Source organism: Chryseobacterium sp. FW101-FHT12H09, assembly GCF_058790395.1.
Map to the genome: position 1 here is coordinate 94699 of NZ_JBYTCP010000001.1, position 24051 is coordinate 118749.

Consider the following 24051-nt stretch of genomic DNA (forward strand, 5'->3'; position numbering starts at 1 on the left):
ACTCATGTGTTTAACTTTCATACAACCAAACGCGCAATAATGACAATAACTGATCAACATCTACAGGCTTTGATATATAATCTGAAGCCCCTGCGGTGATACATTTTTCACGATCTCCGATCATTGATTTTGCTGTTACTGCAATAATTGGCAATCTGGTAAACATCGGTTTTTTTCTTATTTCCTGTATCGTTTCGTAGCCATCCATTTCTGGCATCATCATATCCATTAAAATGGCATCAATATCGGGATGTACTTTAATCTGCTCCAATGCCTGCTTTCCATCCATCGCCAAAATTACTTCTACTTTGTATTTTTCCAAAGTTTTCGTTAATGAAAATATATTCCGGACATCATCATCGGTGATCAGAATTTTTTTACCACTTAAAACTTCGGTTAGTGATCCTAATGTCTTATTTCTAGGTGTTTCTTCCGAACTTTTCTTTTCTTCGACCAAATGTAAAAACAAACCTACTTCATCTAATATCCGTTGATAGGAATGTGCTGTTTTCACAACAATTGAATCTGCATATTGTCTGATTTTAAGCTCTTCTGATGAGGATAAATTATTTTCAGTAAAAATAATAATCGGCAAATGCTCTAATCCATCATAACTTTTGATCGATTCAATAATTTTATAGCCATTACCTCTGGTTGGTCCGATGTTTAAAATAACACAGTCCACCTGATCTTCAGTTAAGGCTTTTACACTGTCTTCTACATTATCTTTTATTGATAATGAAATATTAAAATTACTCAAGAAATAAGATAATGCACTGGCATGTTTGGCGCTTTCCTCAACAATCAGAACTTTTTGAGGTGACTTCCGGAGAGCTTCTTCAATTTTTCTGAAAACATCGGTCATCTGCTCTAAAGCAACTGGTTTATTGATGAAATCAATAGCTCCTTTCATCAGACTTTCCTGTTTTTTCACATGCAATGAAGACATCATGTGTACCGGAATAGGTTTTGTTTTAGGATTTGATTTTAGTTCATCCATTACCTGCCATCCATCTTTTACAGGCAACTGAATATCCAGTAAGATCGCTAACGGATGATATTGCAGTGCTGCAGATAATCCATGATCTCCTCTTACTACAACTACTCCTTTATAATTTTGCATATGGGCATATTTCAGTAATGCTTTAGCAAAATTGGTGTCATCTTCAATGATCAAAATTACTTTATCACCATCGGTAATGGTATCCCGATCGTCTGCTACATCTTCGGGTATTTCCAAAACGCTAACTGATGCTGCTATTTCAGACTCATGTTCATCATAACCGATAATATTTTTGATCTCCTCTACATCTTCCTGTATAATTTCTACTAATTCCAGATCAGAAGGCATCGGTAATATTTCTGAACCCGCGTTCATAGGAATGATTAAGCTGAACTCACTTCCTTCGTCCACTTTGCTTTTTAATGATAGTTCCCCACCAAATAACTTAGCAATTTCACGGCTTATAGATAAGCCCAGACCTGTTCCTCCAAACTTCCGCTGAGTAGATCCGTCAGCTTGTTGGAATGCTTCAAAAATAATTCTTTGCTTATCTTCAGGAATACCAATTCCAGTATCTTTAACGCTGAAAATAATGAAGTTCTTATTGGTAGGATCTTTTTTAATATGCAATGCTACATTACCTTCTGTGGTAAATTTAAATGCATTTGACAGCAAGTTTCGTAATACCTGATCTAATCTTAACCGGTCGGTTTCGATAGTTTTTTCAAGACCATCTTCTATATGGATATCAAATTGAACTCCTTTTTCAAGTACTACCGGATTGAAAAGATTTCGCAGATCTTTTACGACCTCATCTATGGCTACATCATCATATTCTAAGACCATCTTACCTGATTCAATTTTAGCAAGATCTAAAATTTCGTCTATTAGTGTCAATAGACTTCCTCCAGAACTCTGAATTACCTTTGCTGATTCTACCTGATCTTCATTCAGGTTTTCTTCAGGATTTTCCGCCATTAACCTGGAAAGAAGAAGGATAGAATTTAAAGGTGTACGCAGTTCGTGCGACATATTTGCCAGGAATTCAGATTTATATTGGGTACTTAAAGCCAGTTCCTCTGCTTTTTTCTGAATTTCGATATTACGCTCGGCAATCAGATGATTTTTTTCTTCCAGGAGTTTTGACCTTTCTTCCAGTTCAGCATTAGTTTGCATTAATTCTTCCTGCTGTACTTTTAATTCTTCTTCTGAAGCCTGTAGTTTTTGAGTTTGCGCTTCGAGTTCAGTATTCAGGTTTTCAAGTTCGGCATGTTGTACCTGTAATTCCTCTGACTGGGTCTGGGTTTCTTCTAATAATCGCTGTTCCATTTCGCGGCCTTTTGCCGCACTAATGGCAGTAGCAATATTCCGACAACTATCTACAAAATAATTGATTTTATCCTGATCAAAATTAGTCGTTGAATTTATTTCCAATACACCAATACTCTGTCTGTCCAATGTAATTGGTACAAGCACAATTCCATTAGTTTTTACTTTGCTGCTTGCAAAAGTTACAGCAAAATCATTTTCATTAAGATCTTTGTAAACCTTTGTTTTTTTCTGAAGAAAAACCTGTCCAATCATTCCCTCTCCCGGTTCGAAGGATTTTTTCATGTTTTCCTCTAAACCTACTGCTGTATTTAGTTGTAATTTTCCTTCATCAATTAAATATATAGCTCCATTTGTACCCTCTCCATATTCAATGAGATGGTTCAAAGAGTTGGTAGTAACTTCTTTAATTGATTTAATCCCTACTAGTGATTCGTTCAGTAGTGCTAAACCTTTTTGATGCCAATCACTTCTATTGATCTTTTCAAAAGACTTTTTCAGTGAATCAGTCATATTATTAAGTGAATCCACTAAATCACCAAGATCATCCTGTGCATTATCAACTGCCTTTTGGCTATAATCCCCGTTTGCCACTCTATTCGCAATCTGTCGGATAGCACTTACCCGTTTGCTGATTTCAAGGTCTTTTGCTTTCAGTTCTTTTTCCAATATATCTCTGCGGGTCAGATCATTTCGCAATTTAACATAGAGATAAACCGTAACTACTATGGCTGCAATCGCCGAAAAAAGGATAAAAATAACGGTTGTATTGGATGATCGATTAAGATCCTTATTTTTTATCTCGAGCTGGATTTCTTCATATCGTACAAAATCACGGACGATCTTCCGGCATTTGTCCATATAGGATTTGCTCAAAATAAGCTGCTCCTGTGTCATTTCTACTCCATGACGTCTATTTTCAACATAAAGCCCCAGATTCTTAATGTTACTACTTGCATTTTCTTCTAAATCCTCTAAACGTTTGAGTTGTGCTTTATCTGTAACATCTAAAGATTTTGCATTGGCAATTGCTTTAGGATATTCGGCAATACTTCTATTATAAGGTTCTAAAAAATTTTGTTTCCCTGTTAACTGGTATCCCCTGTTTGCTGTTTCTGCATCTAAAAGAGCAATTAATACATCTTTTACTGCAGTTATAGATCGTCGGGTTTTGGATAAACTTTCACGATTATCCATCTGCTTTTGAATACTCCAATATGATGCTACTGAGCTTGCTATTAAAATCAGCAAAGACATTCCTACTCCAAATTGCAGATTTCTTATAATTTTTTTCGGCATAAAAAATTAGTTTAAAGGTAAAGTGAAATAAAATGTAGAACCTTCATTAATGATACTCGATAATCCGATAGTTCCATTATGTTGCTTGATAATTTCTGAACAGATATATAAACCTATTCCCATTCCCTGAAATTGTAATGATGATTCTTCAACACGATAAAATTTCTGAAATACAGCTTTCTGCTTAAAATCAGGAATACCGATACCAAAGTCTGTAACACTTACTTTTACTTCTTGTTCATCTACAAAAGTAGTTACAATAACCTGATTATTTTGAGGTGAATATTTAATGGCATTCGTCAGGAAATTGATCAGCACCTGTTCTATACGGATCTCATCAAAAGGAATGAGAATATCTGATATTTCTCCATGACGCTGAATTTTCACTTTATTTTCGTCATGCGTCTGAAGTATGGTTTCGATAGCACTATCAAGTACCTTTTCCAAATTAGAAGGTTTTCTATTGATCTTCAGTTTACCATTCTCTATTTTGGAAACGTCAAGAAGGTCACTGATGAGGCTGTTCAGCTTTTCGATCTGATCCTGTACTTTCATTACATAACCTGCCTCTGCACTATCTTTATCAAGCTTTAGCTTACGCTCCAATAGCTGCACATAAGCTTTAATACTGGTTAAGGGAGTTTTCAGCTCATGGCTGGCAATACTGAGAAATTCATCTTTCTCATTTTCTACCTTTTTCTGATCATCAATATCGGTGAATGTTCCTACCCAGTTTTTAACGGTATCTCCTTCATATACCGGCGATATCCTTAACAGGTGATACCTGTAATTTCCGGATTCAATATTTTTTATCCGGGTCTCCAATTCAAAAGATTTCCCTTTTTTTCTAGATTTTTCAAACTCTTCTTTAATATCTGTATCTTCAGGATATGTTTCCGGAAAGTCTTCATCAGAAGCAGAATACTGATACCATCTGCCATTCACAAAATCTACAATTCCTTCTTCATTTAAAGTAAAGGCAATTTGCGGTAAGCCTTCCAGCATCAGATGAAAATGATCAATTTTAGACTTCATGCTGACCTGAGATTCCCTTCTTCCTTTCACTTCCAGCTCTAAACTCTGCTGTGTTTTTTTCATTGCAAGATTCTGTTCCTGCAAGTTGTAAAATGTTTTAACCTTAAGTAAAAGAATTTCCGGATCTACCGGCTTGGTAACGTAATCCTTTCCACCAGAAGCGTAACCGCGTGTAATGAATCTTTTTTCGGTATTTACGGCCGACAGAAATATAATAGGAATTTCTTTGGTCTTGCTGTATCCGGCAAATATTTCCGCAACTTCAAATCCATCCATCCCAGGCATCTGCACATCCAGAATAATCAGGGCATAATCATTTTTCAAAGCTTTTCCCAATGCTTCTTCCCCGGAATTAGCCGTGTCCACCTGAAAATCTTTGGACTCTAATAATTTCTTTAACGAGTAAATATTGTTTTCGTTATCATCGACAATTAAGATCATAAAACGTAAAATAATCTAATAAGAGTTCATACTTCCTTAAGTTTTCAAAAGTACTCACAAAATCCCAAAAAATAGTTTATTTTCTGAACAATATTCCGTAAATATAGGATACAACAAAAAAAATACTAAAAACATAATTTTTAGTATAAATATATATGGAATTGTGTTTTGCTTTATATGTCGATATTGATTTTATTTATTCATTTTTAAAATTACTAATCAGTAAAACTAAATGGCGGTAAAAATGTTTACCTATTTTGATTAACTGTCTCACGTCTCAGCTTCCTGATATTCTGGGTAAGCTGTTTTCGGATTTCAATATGTCTTAACCTGTACAGTTTAATACAAGTTTCCAATCTCTTTTTTATCGTAAGATATTCATCATACAGTGCTGATAGCTCTGTATTCATCATAAAAATCTCATCTGTATATGTTCTTTCCGGTTCAGGTGTTTGCTTTAGCAATTGTTCTAGATCATTAATTCTCTTGATCACTTCCTGATGTATTTTTGGCTCTATTCCCTGCATAGTGAATTCAATTTTAAAAAAAAATATAATATATGTTTGATTTGGTTTTTTCTTTTTCTTTTTTTTAATTCAATAGATCCTACTTAGGGTTTAACTATTGAAAAAGGCTTCTCACTTTCTGTAATTATTTTCACGTTATTATTTGAATTCTCGTGGTTAACAGATTTGGAATATATTTTATTTAATACAGCATGAAGCAAAATCTCCTCTGACTCTCCAAGCTGAATCAGAGGAAGTGAGGTATATTCATTAATGGGAATCTGAGGGGAAATTCCACCACTGTATTCTCCTTCTCCATTTGCATTGTACACTTTGTAGATAACAGGATGGATCTGCCAAGTAATCTTCTGAGATTTACTGTCATCTGTTACTGCAAACCCCGCCATATCTTTGCCTAAAGTGGTATCTCCTACCTGTATTACCTGCACATAAGGCTTAAGATTATTGATCACTATCTCAGATGCTGACGCTGTATTTCTGGAGGTAAGAATAAATACTCTGCTTAACCCCAATGAATTAGTATGAAGTGCCGAAAAACTAAGTGCAGTAGGATCATAAGCTACCTGTTCTGCAAATGTTTTTTTCACTTCACCACCATTTTTATTCCCTTTATAGGTTATGAATGGTGAGTTAGCAGTTATTCCTGAAGGGATCATTGAGCATAATGCTGCAGCCGAAGCTACTGATCCACCATAGTTATATCTAAGATCTACAACAAGATCTTTTACTCCAGCAGCTTTGAATTCTGCAAATTTCTGATTAAGACTCTGAGACATTCCATCTGGAAAATCATATATATATAAGTATCCGGTTTTTTTGCCATTTTGATCAAAAATTCTTGATACAATGGGTTGATCAAGAGAAAAGCCATAGTATACTATAATATTTTTTTCATTGATCACATTTCCGGCTTCCCAGTCTCCTACTGTAAGATCGAGGGTTGTATTATCTGGAATAGAATTAAGAAGGCTTTCGGCATTGGATGCAGTGATCAGACTTCCGTTGATCTTTTTTATGATCATTCCACGTTGTAAACCAGCATTCTGAGCAGGAGAATCTTGCAACACAAGCTTTATTACAGCAGTTATTTGTCCATTGGCAAGCTGAATTACGGCATAATCAAAACCATACATGTTTCGGACTGTCCGTAAATAGGTTGAAGAATCCTCAGTATTTACAATGCTTGAAAAACGATCGTTTTGTGATAGAAGACTTGCAAAAAATTTCTTTACCGGAAGATGATAGTCCGGTTTTGAAGGCATCTGATCTGCCCAGTAATAATAACGTTTCATATTATCCTGTACCCAAACATTAACGGATTCCACACTTCCATCAGGAAAATCCGGGATAACTTCTTCTTCAGATCTGCAGGAATTGACAGCTATTGTGCTTAAAAGCAATAACGTCAGCATATAAAACTTTAAAAATCTACCCATAATAGTTATCTAATGGAATTTTTTATAAATAGTCTACGATATCGATATCACCAACCACCACAACAACTCCATTTTCCAGCTTCTCCTGCAGTACGATCATATTGGCTCCGATATCTTGTTTTATTTTCACCTTAATCAGTTGTGATCCAAAATAAGGATCAGTTGTTCCTGGTTTATACAACTCTAAATAAACGGGAGCTGTAACACTGAAAAAGCTATACATCTTCAATGGTGAGAAATTATTTTTTTCAATATTTTCAAACTCTGCCAATACATCACCATTCTCTTTCTTTAATACTCCTTTTACTCCTTCTAATGAAGAGTGTGAATATTCTCCCAGATTATGAAAGAGCAGTTCAAAACCTACTTTTCCAAGATTTACCTGAGGTTTCACAGCATAGGTCTGAAGATAAATTCCCGGAAGGTTAAAGAAATTTAAGTTCTTATATTGATCTGTATTATTAAAGTTGATATTATAGTTGGCTATGCGCTTTCCGTTTTCATTGTTATAGATTTCGATATGATCCGTTTCTCCTTCATCTACGACAAAGCTTAGCTTGGTTTCTATATTATTGGTATAAGATGTATTTCCATTAATGCTTATTGGCTTACCATTAAGCCTTAGCTGTATTACATCCGGTTTTGAAAATCCCTTGATATTAATTTCTGCAGGTCTCTGCGATTTATCATAAGGCTGCATCACCTCATCGGTGCATGATAACAAACCTGTAAGAATAGCAAGGGCGATTATTTTTTTCATTTTTAATGATATTATTATATAAAACTAAATTTAGAAATATTGCCCAAAGCCAGACTGAGGGCAATACTTATAAATTGTATATTAAGCAGGTTGTACTATAAATCCTATAATGATAGTTGCTGACATGGTTATTATTTTACATCTATAAAAAATTGAAACAAGGAGTACACCTGCATCTAAAAAACTATTTTTTGATAAACTTCACTTTCTCAGAAAGGATTCCATCTGATACTACAGCAATATAATTTCCTGAAGATAAACCTGCAACATTAATCTCTCTATTGTATTGAGTTGTAAGAACTGATTGTCCGGCCATATTGATGATATTTACCGTAACAGCATTTTCTTTTAATGCAGGATTAAGTTTTAACATCAATGATGTTGTTACAGGATTCTGCATAATTGAAGTTGTATTTTTTACTTTTTTTACATCCTGTGTATTTAGAAATGATGAATAGATTGCCATTTCGTTGATGTTGATATTTTGAACGTTAGTATCATCATCTGTCAATCTGTTTGACCATAATCCAATATAGATCTTTTTCCCGGCAAATGCTGAAAGGTCTACAAGACTTTCTACAAACTGAGTTAAATCAGCAGGAAAAGGATTACTTCCTCCTGCACTTATATAATAAGGACTTCCTAATTGATTTCCGCCAGCATCTACTGCCAATGCCTGAAAATCTGACAATTCTGGTACCGGTTTTTGAGCTGTACTTTCATAAATATACAGATATCTGCTAACCAAATCATGTGCGGTCTGCTGTCTACCAATATAAGCTGCTAAGGTAATAGTTCCTGAAGCTGCAGTAAGATCGATTGCAGGAGAAATAGCCCAGTCATTTTCTGTAGCAAATCCCGTTACAAATCCTGAAGGAACGTTACTTATTGAATAACGAAGAGAACCTGCTGAACCATAAGCTAACGATGTACCGTTATAGTAAATATTCGGCCCTTGGATCCATCCATTTCCATTTCCATTCAAATCGTGAAAAGACCAGCCTTGCATATCACTTGTGGAATTAAAAGAATTGGTCCACACCGGATATTGTGCTGACACTAATTTTGATAAAACCAAAACAGATAATAAAATTATTTTTTTCATATTACAAATTTTAAAGATGAAATAAAAAATGGGATGGCAGGTTCTGCCACCCCATATTGATCAATTATTGTACAATTGAAAAATTATATTTTGTCCATGTTCCTTTGAAATCTCCACAATTTCTAGGAGTAACATTCCATGCCGGAGCGTCGTTAAAGAATGGCTGAGTCATTCCCCAAGCGTTAGCAGGGTTAGTTGTAGAAGTAGTAACTCCAGGAATAGTAAGCGCTGCAGTAGTAGATCCTATTTTAGAAGCTGTAGCGAAAGTATATCCGTGTGCCTGTACTGATGTAAAGTTAAGATCTGCAAGATTCACAGCTGCTCCACCTACAGTTTCTAACAATACTCCTACAGGATAACCTGTAACCGCAACGTTATCTAAAGTTAATTTACCGTTTCTTCTTACGTGGATAGCATTTTCATACAATGCTCCATTTAATGGACTCTTAGCACCTACGATAGTAAGATTTTTAACCGTTGGATTTGTAAAAGGAGAAGCTGAAGAACCTGTCCCGTCGTTATCCAATTCGATACCGTTTGTATCAGAAACACCACCACTTTGGCTATGTGTAGAGTTGTAATCAGCTAATGCTAATGCACAAGTAATAGTTCCTGAATATCCGAAATCGAAATCGAAGTTGTCATCATCCGGAGCAAAAGATACCAGGTTAGATGCATTTACTGTACCTCCGAAGAATTCGAATGAATCATCTTTACCATAAGAAACCTGGATGTGGTCTAATGTAGTACCATTACCAACTCCACCTAAAGTTAATCCGTTGATCTCATTTCCTGAGTTAGGAGCAAAAAGGTCAAATCCTCCAAATTCAATACGTACATATTTAAGAGTTCCTCCGTTATGACCTGCTGTTGTTCCACCATATTGGTAATCAACACCTGATAATCCTTCAATAACAGTAGTTGTTGGTTTATTGGTAGGGGCATCACCTAACATAATAACTCCACCGAAATCACCTGGAGAAGCTTTAGTTGCTTCTTTTCCATCCAAAAGTTTATAACTTGTAAAAATAATAGGCTGAGAAGCAGTTCCAGTAGCGTTTATCTTACCCGTTTTAGCAATAACCAAAACTCCTGTTGGTGTATTTGTAGTATTAGGTTTTGCTTTGATGAAAGTACCTGGCTGGATAGTCAAAGTTGCTCCATCTTTAACAGTTACAATACCATCGATTTCAACAACACCACTCCAAGTAGTATTAGTAGTAATCGCACCACTTACTGCCGTAACAGGAAGTGCAGAAGCTGTGATGTACTCTGCAGAAGCAGATTGCATTTCAAATTTAGAAGAATCTGACATAGAATCATTCTCACGACAAGCTGTTAGGGATAAAGCTGTTACAGCGATTAAAGTTAATTTTCTCATTGTTGTAAAATTTAGAAATATGGATCCGGTTATTATTTTTTTGGTCCGGATGATTCCTGTTTTACGGGATACTCACCTTTAAATATCTCCGCGATTTGGTTACACTTTGTTTTTAGAACCTTACATAACTGAGGTGCAGTTATATAAAGCTCCCCTTAGATTTAATTACTGTCCGGGGATACAGTAATTTCCCATTTTCGTCTGAATGTTTACTGAAGTGCGCATCATCAGTTTTTATTCGCTCAGATCTCAGGATACGGAAACCTGTAACATTTACCATTTATAAGATCTTATATTATAATGCTTTTGCCAAAAGCTAAATTTTCTATTTTCTCTTATCTAAAAGCTATAGCTTACAGATAACCCAAATGTTCTTCCATTGTAGGCCCTGAACAATATTCTATCAATATCTTTATCATATTTATCTGTAGCTCCGGGTAAAAGTCCCAATGATTCTCTTTGTGTATCAAAAGAGCTTCCACCACCCTTAGACACTGAATATGAATTGAAATTATTGTAGTATTCCCTTACTCTGTTGAATAGGTTTCTTACATTAAATTTGAACTCCAGATTCTTATCTTTTAAAAGTTTATATGAAATCTGAGCATCCGCTACTGCATAAGGCCGTTGTATCTCTTCTCCAATATAAGCGTACCCCACAGTAATATACTGATCCCCTTTTGCATTGTATAAAAAGCTCAGTCCCAGACGATCTCCGTTGTATAATAATCCCAGGTTGTAAGCATAAGGAGTCTGCCCATACAGCGGACGGCTTACCTCATAGGTTGCATCTGTGTCCTGCGTTTTATATCTGTCTTTAAAAGCAACTACCTTAGTATCATTATATGTAAAGTTTCCACTGATAAAAAGGTCTTTCAGGAAAGTATTTTCTCTGATAAAGCCAAGGCTCTTTCTTACTTCCACCTCAAATCCTTTTAATTTGGCATTTTTAGAATTTCCATTATAAAGAAACAGGTTTCCTTCTGCAGAAATATATCCTTCCCGTTCTATTGGCCTGTCAATATCTTTATAGTAAAGTCCCGCAGAAATAATCTCTCCTAATCCAGGGAACCATTCAAACTTGAAGTCATAATTATTGATTACCGATGATGTCATTTCTGTATTATAGATAAGACCGTTTGCAATCGGATCAAAATAAGGTAGTCCTGTTCTTTCATTAAACTGGGGACGGATGACAGATCTGTTATAAGCCAGTCTTACATTCATACTGTTTAAAGGGCTGTAGGTGAAGTTTGCTGATGGCATCCATTGCCATGCTTTTTCTTTAATAGGCTCTTTTATAACACTTTTAGGGTCGTTAGGATCCTGTTGCTGGGAAATAAGATCATATTTGAAATACTCAGCTCGCATTCCCCAAACCAGTCTCAGTTTATTCCAACGGTTATCGAACATAATGAAAGGTGCATGTTGCGTAACTTTCCCTTCATATTTATCATTTTTATAAAGTGCTTTCGTCTGCCATCCAATACCACCTGGATTATAATGTGAACCATCAAACCAACCAGCAAGAGAACCATACATGATCAGACTGTTTTTTTCACTGTTCGGAACATCACGGTTTTCATCTACTCTCAGGAAAAATTTTTGCTGCTGATTTGTATTATTCTTTATAGCTCCGGCATACCCTATTTTAACATCATTTTTAAAATTTTCAGAATCCATACTCCATTTTAATGCAGCACCATAATTGTAATCTGTTTCTTTATTGGCAATATAACCTCTTGCAAAATTATCCTGAGAATTGTAAATCTGATTGTAACTCAAAATCTCATTTCCTATGAAATTATAGTTTGTGCGATACTGGGTATAGTCTTTTGTATCGGAAGTCACACCAGTTCTTGCTGCAAACCAGCTGATTTCTTTATTTCCTATTTTATGATTACCTTCCAGCTTGTTCTGCAACAAAGTCTGATAAACTGGATAGTCAGTTGTTTCCGTAATTGGCTTATCCAGAAGTTTCGGATCTGTATTATTAGGATTTAAACCATAATAAAAATAGTTGTAAGAATCTGTTGCATCTCCATTTCCACCCACATATTCATTCCATCCTGTAATTCTTGTCAGGGTCTGATCATAAATATGGGTATAAGAGTTACGGAAGGAGATTCTGTTTTTTCCAAGCTGTAGACCGAAGTTCAGCATTCCTCCAATCGTAGAGTTATAAGTGTAAGAAGCTCCTTTATTTTTAAAATTTGCAAAACGTACCGGAGCAACTCCCAGCTCTTGCCAGTTGTTAACCGGAGTAGCATTATCCATCCACCCTCCTCTTCCAGTGTGGTCAATATCCAGTTTATTCTGTTCGTTTCTTGTTGTAATGGCAGCAGCAAAACCCCATTTATTATTATTGTTCAGTTTAAAGTTTCTCCCTAAAGCAATCTGCATATTAGAGTTCAGATTAGCTTTGGTAGCGTAATTCGTAAAATTATCATTGGTAAACTGCTTGGACTGTTCAAAAAATAAAGGGTTATTCCAGTCAGTTGCTACTAAGCCTTTAGGAAAATCTCTTGTTCCGTCATCATAACCCCAGTAATCGTATTTCCCCCGTTTTTTGGAAATGAATTCTTTAAATGTCGTGACATCATTGTAAGAAGAACCTACATTCACCGTCGTAAAATTTTCATTCGGAATATCTTTCGTCCTTACTTCCACATATCCACCGGCAAAACTGGCATTCATATCCGGCGTTGCTGTTTTACTTACTACAACACTTTCTACCATTGCAGTAGGGATAATATCAAAAGAAAAGTTCTGATTATAAGCTTCTGTACTTGGTAGATTAATCCCGTCCATTGCAGCGGTATTCCATCGCTCTCCCATTGACCGAACGACCACATATTTATTATCTATCGTGGTAATCCCTGTTACTCTTTTTAGGGTTCCCCCAACATCGCTATCCGGTGTTTTGGAAATTTGTTCAGCCGAAATTCCATCACTCATTTGGGCAGCCTTCTTTTGCTGTGCCAAAAGCCCTGCCTGGGTATCTGCTTTACGTGTTCCGGTAATCACGACTTCTTTAATACTGGTTTCTTTATCTGAAGAAATATGTTTCATGGCGAAAGAAACCATATTCGTTTCCTCATTACCTATCTTTAATTTCTCCACTCTTAAAGAGCTGTAACCAGATGCTTTAACGGTCAGTGTATAAATCCCTGAAGGAATACTGAAATTAAAATCTCCGTTGTTATCTGTTACTGTTGTTTTACCTGCTACATTTACCTCTGCATCTACAACTGGATTTCCCACTTCATCTACGATCTTTCCGGTAAGTTTTCCATTTCCTTGTACAGAAGACACAGACCTATTAGATCCCTGATATCGTATTGAGATCAGTTCTCCTCTTTGGCGCACCGCTACCGGAAGATTATCTGTAATATTCTTCAGACAGTCGGTTACAGGAATGTTATCACACTTTACCTCTCCCACTTTAAGATCTTTTATATCTGATTTTGAGTAGACCAAACGCATCCTTGCTTTATCTGCTAATTCTTCTAATGTGCTGATCAAAGGTCTTCCTGCCGGAGCAGAAAAAGACACTTTCATTGTTAGCTCCTGCGCGTCTATTGTTGTGGCAAAGAAGATCACCGCTACTGTAAGACTGCATTTCAAGTTTCTCATATTTTTAACACCACTTTTTATTACTGACTGACTCATAATTCTGTTCGTAAACTCCATCTAATAATCCTGTTACTATTTTTTTAATATATAAGTGGTATTATTTTCTTTATGCACCTCAAGCCCCGTTATAAATGCGAGTGCTTCTACATTTTCATCCCAGCTGCTTCCTGTAAGATCTGCTGTAATTTTCTTTTCAGCTATTTCTTCCGGGTATTTGATACTGATTCCATAGTTTTTATATAAAACCTCCATGATACTCCTGAACGTGACATCATTGAAGGTCAGCGTCAGTAATACTGAAGTCTTTTTTCCAGATTTTATATCAGTTTTCTCAGTAATTACCGCGGCCGTATGTGGAGCTCCAAAGTTTGTCCATCTCTGATTAGGGGTAAGGTAAGAAACAGCAGTTCCTGGTGAAGAAACAGCAACTTTACCTTCATACAATTCCACTGTTTTTTGTCCTCCTCTCTGCATTACCTTGAATACCGTACCCATTACTCTTGTACTGAAACCATCTGCACGAACTATAAATGGATGGATTTTGGATTTAGCTACTTTAAATATGGCATCCCCTTGTAAATCCACTATCCTTGTTTTAGCTGGAAAAGATTTTTCAACGGTAAGTTTTGCACCAGGCAAAAGCATTACTGTAGATCCGTCTTCCAGTTTTATAGTACGGTTAGCATCTACAGCGACATATACATCAGGTTTAATGAAAAATTGATAAGTAAAGAAACCCGTAAGACCAAATAGAATAAGAAATACAGCAGCGGCACTATAAAATTTCTTTCTCAGATAAAACACATTGTTTCTCACCGGACTTGCAAAGTAGGATTCCAAACCTGAGAGTACTCTTATTTTGGATTCCTGAACATGTTTTTTATCCAGATCTTTTATAGTTTCATTCTTCCACAATTCCAAGACTTCTGATTCTTTCTCTGAGATCTTATCGCCGGATACTTCCCTGCCCCATAATTTAAAAACAAATGCCTCGGCCTTGCTGTAGTTCAATTTCTTCACTTTATAATTTTGTTGTATTAGTTTTTCTGTTGTATTAGTTTCGTAAATACCCTCACTTATAATACTGGGCAAAAAGAAAAACTTCCCAAACGCTATTTAATATATCATTAACATTGGCGTCATTTTTTCAACAAAAACAATACATTTATGAACAATCCTACACATTAAAGATGGAAAACGTGATTTTTTTTCAGAAATATTTAACCTTACAGGCTGGATAATTCATAAAACATTAATATTAGTTTAGGTAAATTTGTACTAGAAATTATGAAACCTACAGACGATATTTTATTAAAGAAAATAAAATCAGGCGACCGCCCTGCTTTTGTGATATTGTATGAACGATATTGGGATAGTTTCTATACGATGATCTTTATGCGTACGAAGGATAGAGAAGCTACGGAAGAGCTATTGCAAAACCTATGGATCAGAATTCTTGAAAATCCTGAATTCGTACAGACCGATGAAGATGAAAGTGCTAAAGGTTATTTATTCCGTTTTATACACTACCGTATTCTTGATTATTACGCAAGTATTAAAAAAATACAGGAAGTATATGTGGATGAGTCAGAAGATTTTTTATCTGAAATAACCGATTCTGAGTATGCAGAGATACTTGAAGATAATGATATTGCCGAACTCTTTACAATGATAGACGAAGTAATTTCTCACCTTACCCCGACTGAGCAGAAGGTATACGACTTACGTATCCGAAAGAATATGTCTGTTGTTGAAACCGCAGAAGCACTTAATTTAAGTAATAAAACGGTCAGTAACAATTTAAGTAAGGCTTTAAATGAAATAAGGGAACAGCTAAATCCGAATTACGAATCCTCTAAAAAGCTAATTTCATTACTGGTTCTTATGGAAATGATGCCTAATTTTTATTCTTAGAGTTTCTTTAAAATTATTATTTAGAAATAGATTTAGATCTTTCTTCACTTAACTTCTTCAGAACATTTTTCCCATTTTCATTGTCAGGATTCATATCCATTGATCTTTGATACATTTTAACTGCCTGATCTTTACTCCCTAACTTTAGTAATACTTCTCCATAGCTGTCATAAGCATTCGAGCTATCTGGAAATAGATAGACATTTAACTTAAAAATTTCAGATGCATTTTTGAGCTCATTTCTTGACATCATTCTGTAGCCCCATTCATTAAGCTCAAATTCCTGTGGCTTAAAATCAGGATTTCTTTTCTTTTCGGAATCAACTAATTCTATGGCTTTATCAAAACCAATCTTTTTTAAATTCATTCTGAGAAAAGTAACGGGATCGGCTTTTATAATGTCTGGATTATAAACGGCTGCAAGCTCTTCAAGAAAATCTTCAGGAGAACTTCCTCCCAGATTAGTAAGAACAATGACCGCTAAATGATCATCAGGATAAACCAGAAATGCAGACCTACTACCTCCTGACATCCCTACTGCTTTGTGTTTGGTCCGGAATTTCGCGATACCCCATCCTGGAGCCCAGGCTGTGGGGCTTCCATCATTCATTTTTATAGGTGACCACATTCTGTTTAATGCTTCAGGGGTTTTCAGGAGTTTACCACTTTCCAAAGCAATAATCCATTTTGCCATATCTTCAGCGGTACTGTTGACTCCCGAACCTGTTCTGCTGAAATCCGGAAATATAAAGTAATCATTCACCCATTTTCCCTGGGTTCCGTTTAGGCTTCTATACCGGTAAGTGGGTGCAAAATGAGGAATAACATCTCTTGAATCTCCAAATAAAGTATTAGTCATACCAACCTGTTGAAACTGTCGATTTTTAAAAAACTGATCAAAAGGTTCTCCACTAAATTTTTCAATGATCTTCCCTAACAAATAATAATTCGTTTGGTTATAACTGAACTGGTCTCCTGTTTTAAAAATCATAGGAACCGTCTTTAGCTCCTCCCATATTTCTTTTTCAGTTTTCGATGCGTTACCTGTATTGGGATCAAACAGTCTTAGCAAATCGGGAAATCCCGAAATATGAGTCATCATTTGCTCAACTGTCACTTTTTTCCATGTTTCTGGAAGGTCATCCAGATATTTCGAAACAGGAGCTGATAAATCTACTTTCCCTTCCTCCGTCAACTGCATGATAGCTGTAGCTGTAAACACTTTTGTACACGAGTTAATAGGAAAAATGGTTGTATCTGTAACAGGAATATGATCCTGTACATACGCTGTACCATACGATTTTTTTAAAATAATTTTTCCGTTTTGCACAACGGCGATCTGTAATCCCGGAATTTTTCGCTCAGTCATTTCTCTTTTAATAATAGCATCAACAGCTGCTGTCGTGCTCTGACCATAAAAGAAGGGTGAAAGCATAGAAATAATAAGCAAAAAGTAAGTTTTCATTCTGGGTAGTTTGTAATAAGACAATACTAACAACAAATGTATTACATATAAATACCAAATAAATAACCTGCAACATAATACTGCAGGTTATCGTAAATAAGCAAGGTCATCTAATAGCTACTTCATAGAATTAAAACTATTATTTAGCATAATAATGTCTTTGCACACATAAAAAATAGTAGAATAGAGAATTACGGTTTATTCTTTAATAATCTTTTTAGAGATTGTTTCTTTATTTGTTTTTACTTCAATGATATAAATACCTTTTACACTTGAAGACAGATCTACACTTACTTCATCATTATTAATTATTCCACTTTGTATCTTCTTCCCGGAAAGATCATAAATATTGAACGTTGAATTTCTCGGGGCTTTCAATACTTTAACGATATCTTTGGTAATCGTAGGGGCAATTACTATATTGCTTTCTTCTTTTCCTTTCTCACTGGTTGCAAGAACTTCCTGACTAAAACCGGTGGCTATAATAGAATAATCCTGAGGAGCACCAGCGCCGGCATTATTAACTAAATTGCCTTTATTGGTAATTTCCACTCTGTAATTTCTGCCTGTAACCGGAGCATCAATCACTACTTGCTCTACATTATCTACTGTATTATCTCCTTTAGTAGCCGGAGTCATTGGACTGTTTGCATCAAGTTTCCAGGGAGTGTATACCGTATTGGTAGTGGTATCTATAATTCTTAAATCCAGATCATTGACCAATCTGGAGCTTCTATTATTGTAGACCTGTCCCCAGGTTAAGTTAGCTGGAACGTTATATGCGGGATCGATCCATGAGATAGTCACTTTAAGAGGTTCCGATCCTGATGCTTTAATAATTTTAGTATTGGCAACACCATTATTTAATGTTTCATTATTAAAAATAACAGTGTTATTAGTTTTTCCGACCAATAATTCAGCTCCTTTTCTGGCATTGATATAACCCCATCCAAACCATGGATCAGGGCCAACGTTTCCTGCTTCAGAAGCCGAATGAACCATTAATGTTTTGGCACTGGCAGCATTTAACAATTGATTAGAAAAAAGATCTTTATAAATCTGTGTCCACAAACCAATAACTCCCGTTACAACTGGTGCTGAATATGAGGTTCCACTGCCATAATCATACTTTACACTACCTGTTGTATTCTCCGCAGTAGAAGCGGAAAACACATTAGTCCCGGTCGTTGCAATATCTGGTTTTATCGCACCATCATCCCTTGGTCCGGCACTGCTGTAATCAGAATGTACAACATCAGCTGCTGTTGAATATTTGAAATTATTAGTTGAGATCACATCTGTGGCACCCACAACAATTATATTTTTCGCTAATGAGCCCTGCCCTATACAATCAAAACCCTGAGCACAATTTGTTGCTGGCAGAGTATCTGTAGAAGCAAATTGAACTAAATTTCCATTATTATCTTCATAATATCTGGGAAACGTAGTTGTTCCCGGGCGATCAGGACCGTCTCCGAAATAGTTTCCTGCAGATTTTATAATAATGTAGGAAGGATTATTATATACAATCTGATCATAATTCTGATCATTTGATAAGTAAGTTCCCTGTGTATCATAAGAAGTACCCGGACTGTCAAAAGCACCATTCCATAACCAGAAATAACTGCCGTCATCTGCAGTTTTTATATCCCAGCCTGCATTGATCCCATATGAATGATTAGAAATTTTTGGCTGTGCTGCCAATATCTTCTGAAATACATTACTCGCTGTAGTGTTTCCGGGCAATACTGTCTGGGCAAACCTGTAGGAATCAATAGTTGAATTCACAGCAACTCCCTGAATATTACCTGTAACTGGTACTCCATTCAGATTTCCTTGGATATTTAAAGCCCTACTTCCTATAAAACCAGCGACACCTGTTGAGTGTTCACTATAAATTTGAGTCGCTGCTTCTTTATTGGAAATTCTGCCAACTGCATTATCAAATGCAGGATGTCCGGCATATACTCTTCCGCCATCAAAAATAGTGAACTTAATATTTTCTCCTTTATAAGCATTGGTCAATCCAGTTACGCCGCCCACCGTATTTAAAGCATCAGCATTGGAATTCTGTACTTGTCTTATATCCTGATTCTTATAGAAATAAGGCTTACCATTCGGTAGGAAACCCGCTAAGTTGCTTCTTTGCTCTTCAATTTCTTTTTGAACCTCAGGTGCCTTAGCCGAGCCGTAGTGTTTTGCAGCATAAGAATCAAACTTCTCGTTGTTCTGTATGTTTTGTTTTTCAAATGCTCTTTTTAGATCATCATTGGCTTGGGCACTGACCAAAACAGCGAACAGAACGCCAATTACTAGTAATTGTTTTTTCATAATTGATAAAATGTTAAGTATGTTTTTTAAATTAAAGGCTATCTGAAAATACAAACACAGTCCTACAACTTTATTTGTTTAGTATTCTGCATTTCTTACTAATCAATGATTTATTTCTTCATTTCAGTAAGATCAATTTAAATTAATGCAATTCAATTGCAATAATAATAAAAAAAACACAAACCGCAACAATGTTGCAATTAAAATTTTAAAAAAAATTATTTATAATTAAATAGTGCAACCGTCAGCTGTGCAAAAAAAATTAGTTAAATGATCATTTTAATGTATTCCAGATCGCTTACAAGAGTTGTTAGCTTTAACAGAAAGTATATTTTCTTATATTCACAAAAAGTTTTCGGCTCAATTATAATTTCTTTTCGTGTGCTATAAAACAAAAATTAATACAATGGAAATAAGATCCGCACAATCATTTATTGATTATTATGAAAAAGTTAGGGCAAGAACCAATCGATTAATTGAGGTTATCAGACCTGAACATCTGGATTTCTCATATAAACCCGGAAAGTTTACCGTCGGTGATCAGATCAGGCATATTGCGGCTATTGAAAGGTCTATGTATGGGGAAACTATTTTGGGAAGAAAAAGTGCTTATCAGGGTTGCGGAAAAGAATTGGCAGATGGCTATGACAATATTATCAGCTACTTTAATGAAATGCACAGGCAAACCATCGAAATTATTAGCAGCCTTTCTGATGAGGATCTCAACCGAAAATGTTTAACTCCGGCAAATAATGAGATCACCATATGGAAATGGCTTCGTGCCATGATAGAACATGAGATCCATCATAGAGGAGAACTTTATATTTATCTTAATTTACTTGATGTAAAAACACCTCAGATCTATGGCTTTTCTGCAGAAGAAGTTCAGGAAATGAGTAGTAAAATCTGACAATAAATAAATGAATGAATATCTGCTAATATTCCGAGAAATCAAGCTCATCAAAATCTTTAATTTCTGAAAGATTAAAATTCTTTAATGACTTAAGTTTTGACCAGGTATTTTCAAATTTTTCTTCACCACTTTCAGCGCCTTCATTTACATTGACCTTAATAAGTTTTTTTCCCGTTAAAAAATTAATACTGGTTTCACTGTTAATTACAGGACCTGTATTTGAGCTTTCATCGTAGCCTATTAATTCAAAATCTGGATTTTTATATCTGAATGTATAGCTCCAATATCCGTATCGTCCATGGGCATAATGAATATATAGATTTCCTTTTTCAGCAGAGACAGATAGTTCAGGAGCATAATACACTCCGCCATCTTCATTTTCCGATGAAAAACAATCATAATTTTTTGAAGCCAATTCATAGCCTTCATTTTTCTTAAAGAGAATAATAATACCCCTACGGTTGCGATCCAGTTTTCCGCGGTATTCATCTGTAATAATTTTACTTTGATCCGTCTTTTTGATGATGAGAATACAATCATCTACTCCGTCTTTATTTAAATCACCATAGGATTTTTCAAAGATCACGTACCCATTTGGTAAAAAATCAGCAGGTTCTTTTTTAATATCAATTATGGGATTCTCTTTTTGAGGCTTTAAAGCAGGATTTAAATTTCTTTTACTTTCATTTAAAGTTTGCTTTTTAGGCGTTTTAGAGCACCCATAATTTACAATAAGCGAAATGATAAAAACCCATTTAAAGTACGGAAGGCTTAAAATATTTTTATTCATATGAATTTTACATGAGTATGGTTGATGCAATTTACATATTTAGAAAGTTTCACTTATACAATTCCTATTTCAAATTCCGGAAAGAGATTAAAAGTATATATTATCCACTGATCTTATATACACAACGCTGCGCACCTGAAAGAATATGTTTTATCCGTTCTACTTTATATTGGGAACCTATTAAATTCTGGAAATTAGACAATTCTGCACGACAGAATCCCTGGCACTCGCTAGCAGCAGCACAGATAGGACAATGATTTTCAATCAAAAAATAGTCATGCCCTTCCTTTTTCCACTCAGCCATATATCCTTCATCATTACGGATCTTTGCCAGAATATCCAGACGTTGTTCTAGTGATGAAGCTTTAATCAATGCTTTTTCATAACGCTGATATGTATTCTTTTCCCGATCATTGATCAACAAATCCAAAGCATTCTCACCCAAAAGATTTTTTACAGATCGAAGAAGCTGTACCGTAACATCTGCGTGTGTATCAGGAAATTGTGCTAATCCTTTTTCAGTAAGCACATAATATGTAGAAGGACGACCTACCCCTTCGCTTTTGGCAACGGATTTAATCAATCCTTCCTGGGCAAGGTTTAATAAATGCTTTCTCGCTCCTTCCTTTGTTATAGACAATTCTTTAGAGATAAGAAGTGAAGTAGCTTCGCCTCTCATCTTTAAAAACATCAGGATACGATCTGTTGCTGGCTTATTCATTTGACAATATATAAGTTGTTTTATTTCCTACAACAAATATAGTCATTTTCTATAATTAACTATAATATCACTTAATATTATAATTATCAGTGTATTGAGAGTTATTTCATTTAAGCAATTAACCAACTTATTAGTTGTTTAATTAAAATATATTATTACCTTTGAAACACGTTAATCAAAAAATCAAAATAATGAACTCATTTACATTACCAGAGCTTTCTTATGCTTACGATGCATTGGAACCATTTATAGATAAAGAAACGATGACCATTCATCATCAGAAGCATCATAAAGCATATGTTGATAATCTTAATGCTGCCCTTGACCAGGCTGGGGAAACAGATTCTGATTTGGATTCTCTATTACAAAGAATAAGTGAATACAGCCCTGCCATCAGAAATAATGGTGGTGGACATTACAATCACTCTTTATTTTGGGAAACCTTATCCCCACAACCGAAATTAAATCCAGAAGGAAAATTAGGTGAAGCTATTACCACGGCTTTTGGCAATCTGGAAAATCTTAAAGCAGAAATGAAAAAATCCGGGCTTGGTCAGTTTGGATCCGGATGGGTTTGGCTGTATGTTAAATTCAGTGGCTCACTTGCTATTAGTTCAACTCCTAATCAGGATAACCCTATGATGGATCTTCAATCGGCGAACAGAGGCTTCCCTATTCTTGGAATAGATGTCTGGGAACATGCATACTATTTGGCTTATCAAAACAAAAGAGCAGACTATCTGGATTCTTTCTGGTCAGTTCTGGACTGGTCATCGGTAGAAAAAAAATATGAAGAAGCTCTTTCAAAAATCAAATAGCTATTAAAAAGTTTTGACATTTAATTATGGATCAGAAAATTTTAATCAATAAGGCAGAAACCTCAGGAATTATATCATTTGACCTTTGGGATTACAAACCTTCAGTAGATATTGCTGAACTCGATCTCAAAGAACATCTTTTCATGGGAATGATTGTCAAAGAGAAAGAATTTAAAGAATCAATATCCGCAATAGATTACTCTGTATATGCCGGAAAAGCCGTAGCTTTAATCTGTTCTACGGAGGCTATCATTCCACCATGGGCTTTTATGTTAATAATGGATAAACTATATCCCCATACTATTTATACTGATCTAAACAGCGTGGAAAAAGTTCTTTTAGATCTTTGGAAAGATAAACTTATCAATGCTGATCTCAGACAATATAAGGATCAAAAAGTAGTTATTAAGGCAAGATCAGATACCGATCCCGCACTTTATTTATTAGCAACCCGACTACTGAAACCTTTTGTTAAAAGCCTCATGTATGGTGAAATAGGCCTGCCAAAAGTTATATTTAAAAATTAAAACAAAATGAAAGCAATTATATTTAATGGTGCCCTGGAAAGAAGACCAAAATCAACTTCCGGGCTCATTTCAAAATACTTTACTGAGAAACTTGATCTACTGGGTGTTACCCATGAAACTTTTGCTCTTGCAGATTCTGGTATTCCTCTTTATGATATCACACTTACCAAAACACCGTTAGCAGTAGAACGCATGACTCAATTATTTCTTGATGCTGATATCCATTTCTGGTTGGCACCTCTTTATCACGGAAGTATTCCGGGAGTTATGAAAAACTGTCTGGACTGGCTTGAAGTAACTGCTGACAGGGATCAGCCATACCTTACAGATAAAACGGTTGGTTTAGTTTGTTGGGCCGATGGGCTACAGGCTATGCAGGGGATCAATACAATGGATGCTATTGCAAAATCATTACGGGCGTGGCCATTACCTTTTAGTGTTCCAATGATCAGAACCTCTTTATTTGATCAGGACAATAAAATTTCTTCCATGTATTCAGATAAGCTCGACAGGCTGATTCATATCGCTACCACCAACAGGATAGAAAAGATAATATATAATAATGCAGATTAAGACGGATAAAATTAATCATCGGCACGAATCATGCTAGATTATTTACT

At 35.5% G+C, this 24051-nt stretch carries 18 protein-coding genes; 5 read left to right on the plus strand and 13 right to left on the minus strand.

Annotated features, from left to right (window positions below; translation table 11 throughout):
* Window positions 1–10: 10 nt before the first annotated feature.
* The 9 genes from AC3WRL_RS00430 to AC3WRL_RS00470 all read right to left on the minus strand — a co-directional run bounded on the left by AC3WRL_RS00430 (window position 11) and on the right by AC3WRL_RS00470 (window position 14972).
* Window positions 11–3631, minus strand: a complete 3621-nt coding sequence (locus AC3WRL_RS00430) for a response regulator (protein WP_261511665.1) — start codon at window positions 3629–3631, stop codon at window positions 11–13.
* A gap of 6 nt (window positions 3632–3637) precedes the next feature.
* Window positions 3638–5107, minus strand: a complete 1470-nt coding sequence (locus AC3WRL_RS00435; protein WP_492329470.1) for a hybrid sensor histidine kinase/response regulator — start codon at window positions 5105–5107, stop codon at window positions 3638–3640.
* A 248-nt stretch (window positions 5108–5355) separates the two neighbouring features.
* On the minus strand, window positions 5356–5634 hold the full coding sequence (locus tag AC3WRL_RS00440) for a hypothetical protein (RefSeq protein ID WP_214834185.1): 279 nt from the start codon (window positions 5632–5634) through the stop codon (window positions 5356–5358).
* An 83-nt stretch (window positions 5635–5717) separates the two neighbouring features.
* Complete coding sequence (locus AC3WRL_RS00445) at window positions 5718–7046, minus strand: S41 family peptidase (RefSeq protein ID WP_492329471.1); 1329 nt, start codon at window positions 7044–7046, stop codon at window positions 5718–5720.
* A 46-nt stretch (window positions 7047–7092) separates the two neighbouring features.
* Window positions 7093–7830, minus strand: a complete 738-nt coding sequence (locus AC3WRL_RS00450) for a hypothetical protein (RefSeq protein WP_214834183.1) — start codon at window positions 7828–7830, stop codon at window positions 7093–7095.
* Window positions 7831–8014: 184 nt separating this feature from the next.
* Complete coding sequence (locus AC3WRL_RS00455; protein ID WP_261511663.1) at window positions 8015–8935, minus strand: T9SS-dependent choice-of-anchor J family protein; 921 nt, start codon at window positions 8933–8935, stop codon at window positions 8015–8017.
* Window positions 8936–8999: 64 nt separating this feature from the next.
* Entirely contained in the window at window positions 9000–10316 is a 1317-nt protein-coding gene (locus AC3WRL_RS00460) for a beta-helix domain-containing protein (protein ID WP_214834177.1), read from the minus strand.
* Window positions 10317–10655: 339 nt separating this feature from the next.
* The gene (locus AC3WRL_RS00465; RefSeq protein WP_492329472.1) at window positions 10656–13952 is read right to left on the minus strand and encodes a TonB-dependent receptor; all 3297 of its coding nucleotides are present in this window, start codon (window positions 13950–13952) and stop codon (window positions 10656–10658) included.
* A 72-nt stretch (window positions 13953–14024) separates the two neighbouring features.
* Window positions 14025–14972 carry a FecR family protein gene (locus tag AC3WRL_RS00470; RefSeq protein ID WP_261511661.1) on the minus strand — a complete coding sequence of 316 codons (948 nt, stop codon included), beginning with the start codon at window positions 14970–14972 and terminating at the stop codon, window positions 14025–14027.
* A gap of 267 nt (window positions 14973–15239) precedes the next feature.
* On the opposite strand from AC3WRL_RS00470, the gene AC3WRL_RS00475 reads away from it, so the two are divergent.
* Complete coding sequence (locus tag AC3WRL_RS00475; RefSeq protein WP_214834172.1) at window positions 15240–15866, plus strand: RNA polymerase sigma factor; 627 nt, start codon at window positions 15240–15242, stop codon at window positions 15864–15866.
* A gap of 16 nt (window positions 15867–15882) precedes the next feature.
* Here AC3WRL_RS00475 and AC3WRL_RS00480 read toward each other — a convergent pair whose 3' ends face one another.
* Together AC3WRL_RS00480 and AC3WRL_RS00485 are read right to left on the minus strand one after the other, a co-directional pair.
* Window positions 15883–17331 (minus strand): serine hydrolase, encoded by a 1449-nt coding sequence (locus AC3WRL_RS00480; RefSeq protein WP_492329473.1) that lies wholly within the window; start codon window positions 17329–17331, stop codon window positions 15883–15885.
* 198 nt (window positions 17332–17529) lie between these two features.
* Window positions 17530–19662 (minus strand): S8 family peptidase, encoded by a 2133-nt coding sequence (locus tag AC3WRL_RS00485; RefSeq protein ID WP_492329474.1) that lies wholly within the window; start codon window positions 19660–19662, stop codon window positions 17530–17532.
* A 406-nt stretch (window positions 19663–20068) separates the two neighbouring features.
* Between AC3WRL_RS00485 and AC3WRL_RS00490 the strand changes: the two genes are divergently transcribed.
* Window positions 20069–20572: a DinB family protein gene (locus tag AC3WRL_RS00490; protein ID WP_214834163.1), complete on the plus strand. Its 504-nt coding sequence runs from the start codon at window positions 20069–20071 to the stop codon at window positions 20570–20572.
* Window positions 20573–20597: 25 nt separating this feature from the next.
* On the opposite strand, the gene AC3WRL_RS00495 is transcribed toward AC3WRL_RS00490, so the two are convergent.
* The gene (locus tag AC3WRL_RS00495) at window positions 20598–21365 is read right to left on the minus strand and encodes a hypothetical protein (protein ID WP_261511656.1); all 768 of its coding nucleotides are present in this window, start codon (window positions 21363–21365) and stop codon (window positions 20598–20600) included.
* Window positions 21366–21465: 100 nt separating this feature from the next.
* The gene (locus AC3WRL_RS00500) at window positions 21466–22086 is read right to left on the minus strand and encodes a helix-turn-helix transcriptional regulator (protein ID WP_214834157.1); all 621 of its coding nucleotides are present in this window, start codon (window positions 22084–22086) and stop codon (window positions 21466–21468) included.
* Between the two features lie 191 nt (window positions 22087–22277).
* On the opposite strand from AC3WRL_RS00500, the gene AC3WRL_RS00505 reads away from it, so the two are divergent.
* From AC3WRL_RS00505 to AC3WRL_RS00515, 3 genes are read left to right on the plus strand one after another with little or no spacing between them, the layout of a single operon-like run.
* Complete coding sequence (locus AC3WRL_RS00505) at window positions 22278–22904, plus strand: superoxide dismutase (protein ID WP_492329475.1); 627 nt, start codon at window positions 22278–22280, stop codon at window positions 22902–22904.
* A 26-nt stretch (window positions 22905–22930) separates the two neighbouring features.
* Window positions 22931–23431 (plus strand): DUF2480 family protein, encoded by a 501-nt coding sequence (locus AC3WRL_RS00510; RefSeq protein WP_492329476.1) that lies wholly within the window; start codon window positions 22931–22933, stop codon window positions 23429–23431.
* A 6-nt stretch (window positions 23432–23437) separates the two neighbouring features.
* Window positions 23438–24004 carry an NADPH-dependent FMN reductase gene (locus AC3WRL_RS00515; RefSeq protein WP_492329477.1) on the plus strand — a complete coding sequence of 189 codons (567 nt, stop codon included), beginning with the start codon at window positions 23438–23440 and terminating at the stop codon, window positions 24002–24004.
* Window positions 24005–24051: the final 47 nt, after the last annotated feature.

Bases quoted from the DNA above. Each gene is read 5' to 3' on its own strand.
- AC3WRL_RS00455 (WP_261511663.1), bottom strand. From the start codon at position 8,935: ATGAAAAAAATAATTTTATTATCTGTTTTGGTTTTATCAAAATTAGTG.
- AC3WRL_RS00465 (WP_492329472.1), bottom strand. From the start codon at position 13,952: ATGAGAAACTTGAAATGCAGTCTTACAGTAGCGGTGATCTTCTTTGCC.
- AC3WRL_RS00480 (WP_492329473.1), bottom strand. From the start codon at position 17,331: ATGAAAACTTACTTTTTGCTTATTATTTCTATGCTTTCACCCTTCTTT.
- AC3WRL_RS00505 (WP_492329475.1), top strand. From the start codon at position 22,278: ATGAACTCATTTACATTACCAGAGCTTTCTTATGCTTACGATGCATTG.
- AC3WRL_RS00500 (WP_214834157.1), bottom strand. From the start codon at position 22,086: ATGAATAAGCCAGCAACAGATCGTATCCTGATGTTTTTAAAGATGAGA.
- AC3WRL_RS00475 (WP_214834172.1), top strand. From the start codon at position 15,240: ATGAAACCTACAGACGATATTTTATTAAAGAAAATAAAATCAGGCGAC.
- AC3WRL_RS00450 (WP_214834183.1), bottom strand. From the start codon at position 7,830: ATGAAAAAAATAATCGCCCTTGCTATTCTTACAGGTTTGTTATCATGC.
- AC3WRL_RS00510 (WP_492329476.1), top strand. From the start codon at position 22,931: ATGGATCAGAAAATTTTAATCAATAAGGCAGAAACCTCAGGAATTATA.
- AC3WRL_RS00490 (WP_214834163.1), top strand. From the start codon at position 20,069: ATGGAAATAAGATCCGCACAATCATTTATTGATTATTATGAAAAAGTT.
- AC3WRL_RS00495 (WP_261511656.1), bottom strand. From the start codon at position 21,365: ATGAATAAAAATATTTTAAGCCTTCCGTACTTTAAATGGGTTTTTATC.
- AC3WRL_RS00435 (WP_492329470.1), bottom strand. From the start codon at position 5,107: ATGATCTTAATTGTCGATGATAACGAAAACAATATTTACTCGTTAAAG.
- AC3WRL_RS00430 (WP_261511665.1), bottom strand. From the start codon at position 3,631: ATGCCGAAAAAAATTATAAGAAATCTGCAATTTGGAGTAGGAATGTCT.
- AC3WRL_RS00440 (WP_214834185.1), bottom strand. From the start codon at position 5,634: ATGCAGGGAATAGAGCCAAAAATACATCAGGAAGTGATCAAGAGAATT.
- AC3WRL_RS00515 (WP_492329477.1), top strand. From the start codon at position 23,438: ATGAAAGCAATTATATTTAATGGTGCCCTGGAAAGAAGACCAAAATCA.
- AC3WRL_RS00460 (WP_214834177.1), bottom strand. From the start codon at position 10,316: ATGAGAAAATTAACTTTAATCGCTGTAACAGCTTTATCCCTAACAGCT.
- AC3WRL_RS00445 (WP_492329471.1), bottom strand. From the start codon at position 7,046: ATGCTGACGTTATTGCTTTTAAGCACAATAGCTGTCAATTCCTGCAGA.
- AC3WRL_RS00485 (WP_492329474.1), bottom strand. From the start codon at position 19,662: ATGAAAAAACAATTACTAGTAATTGGCGTTCTGTTCGCTGTTTTGGTC.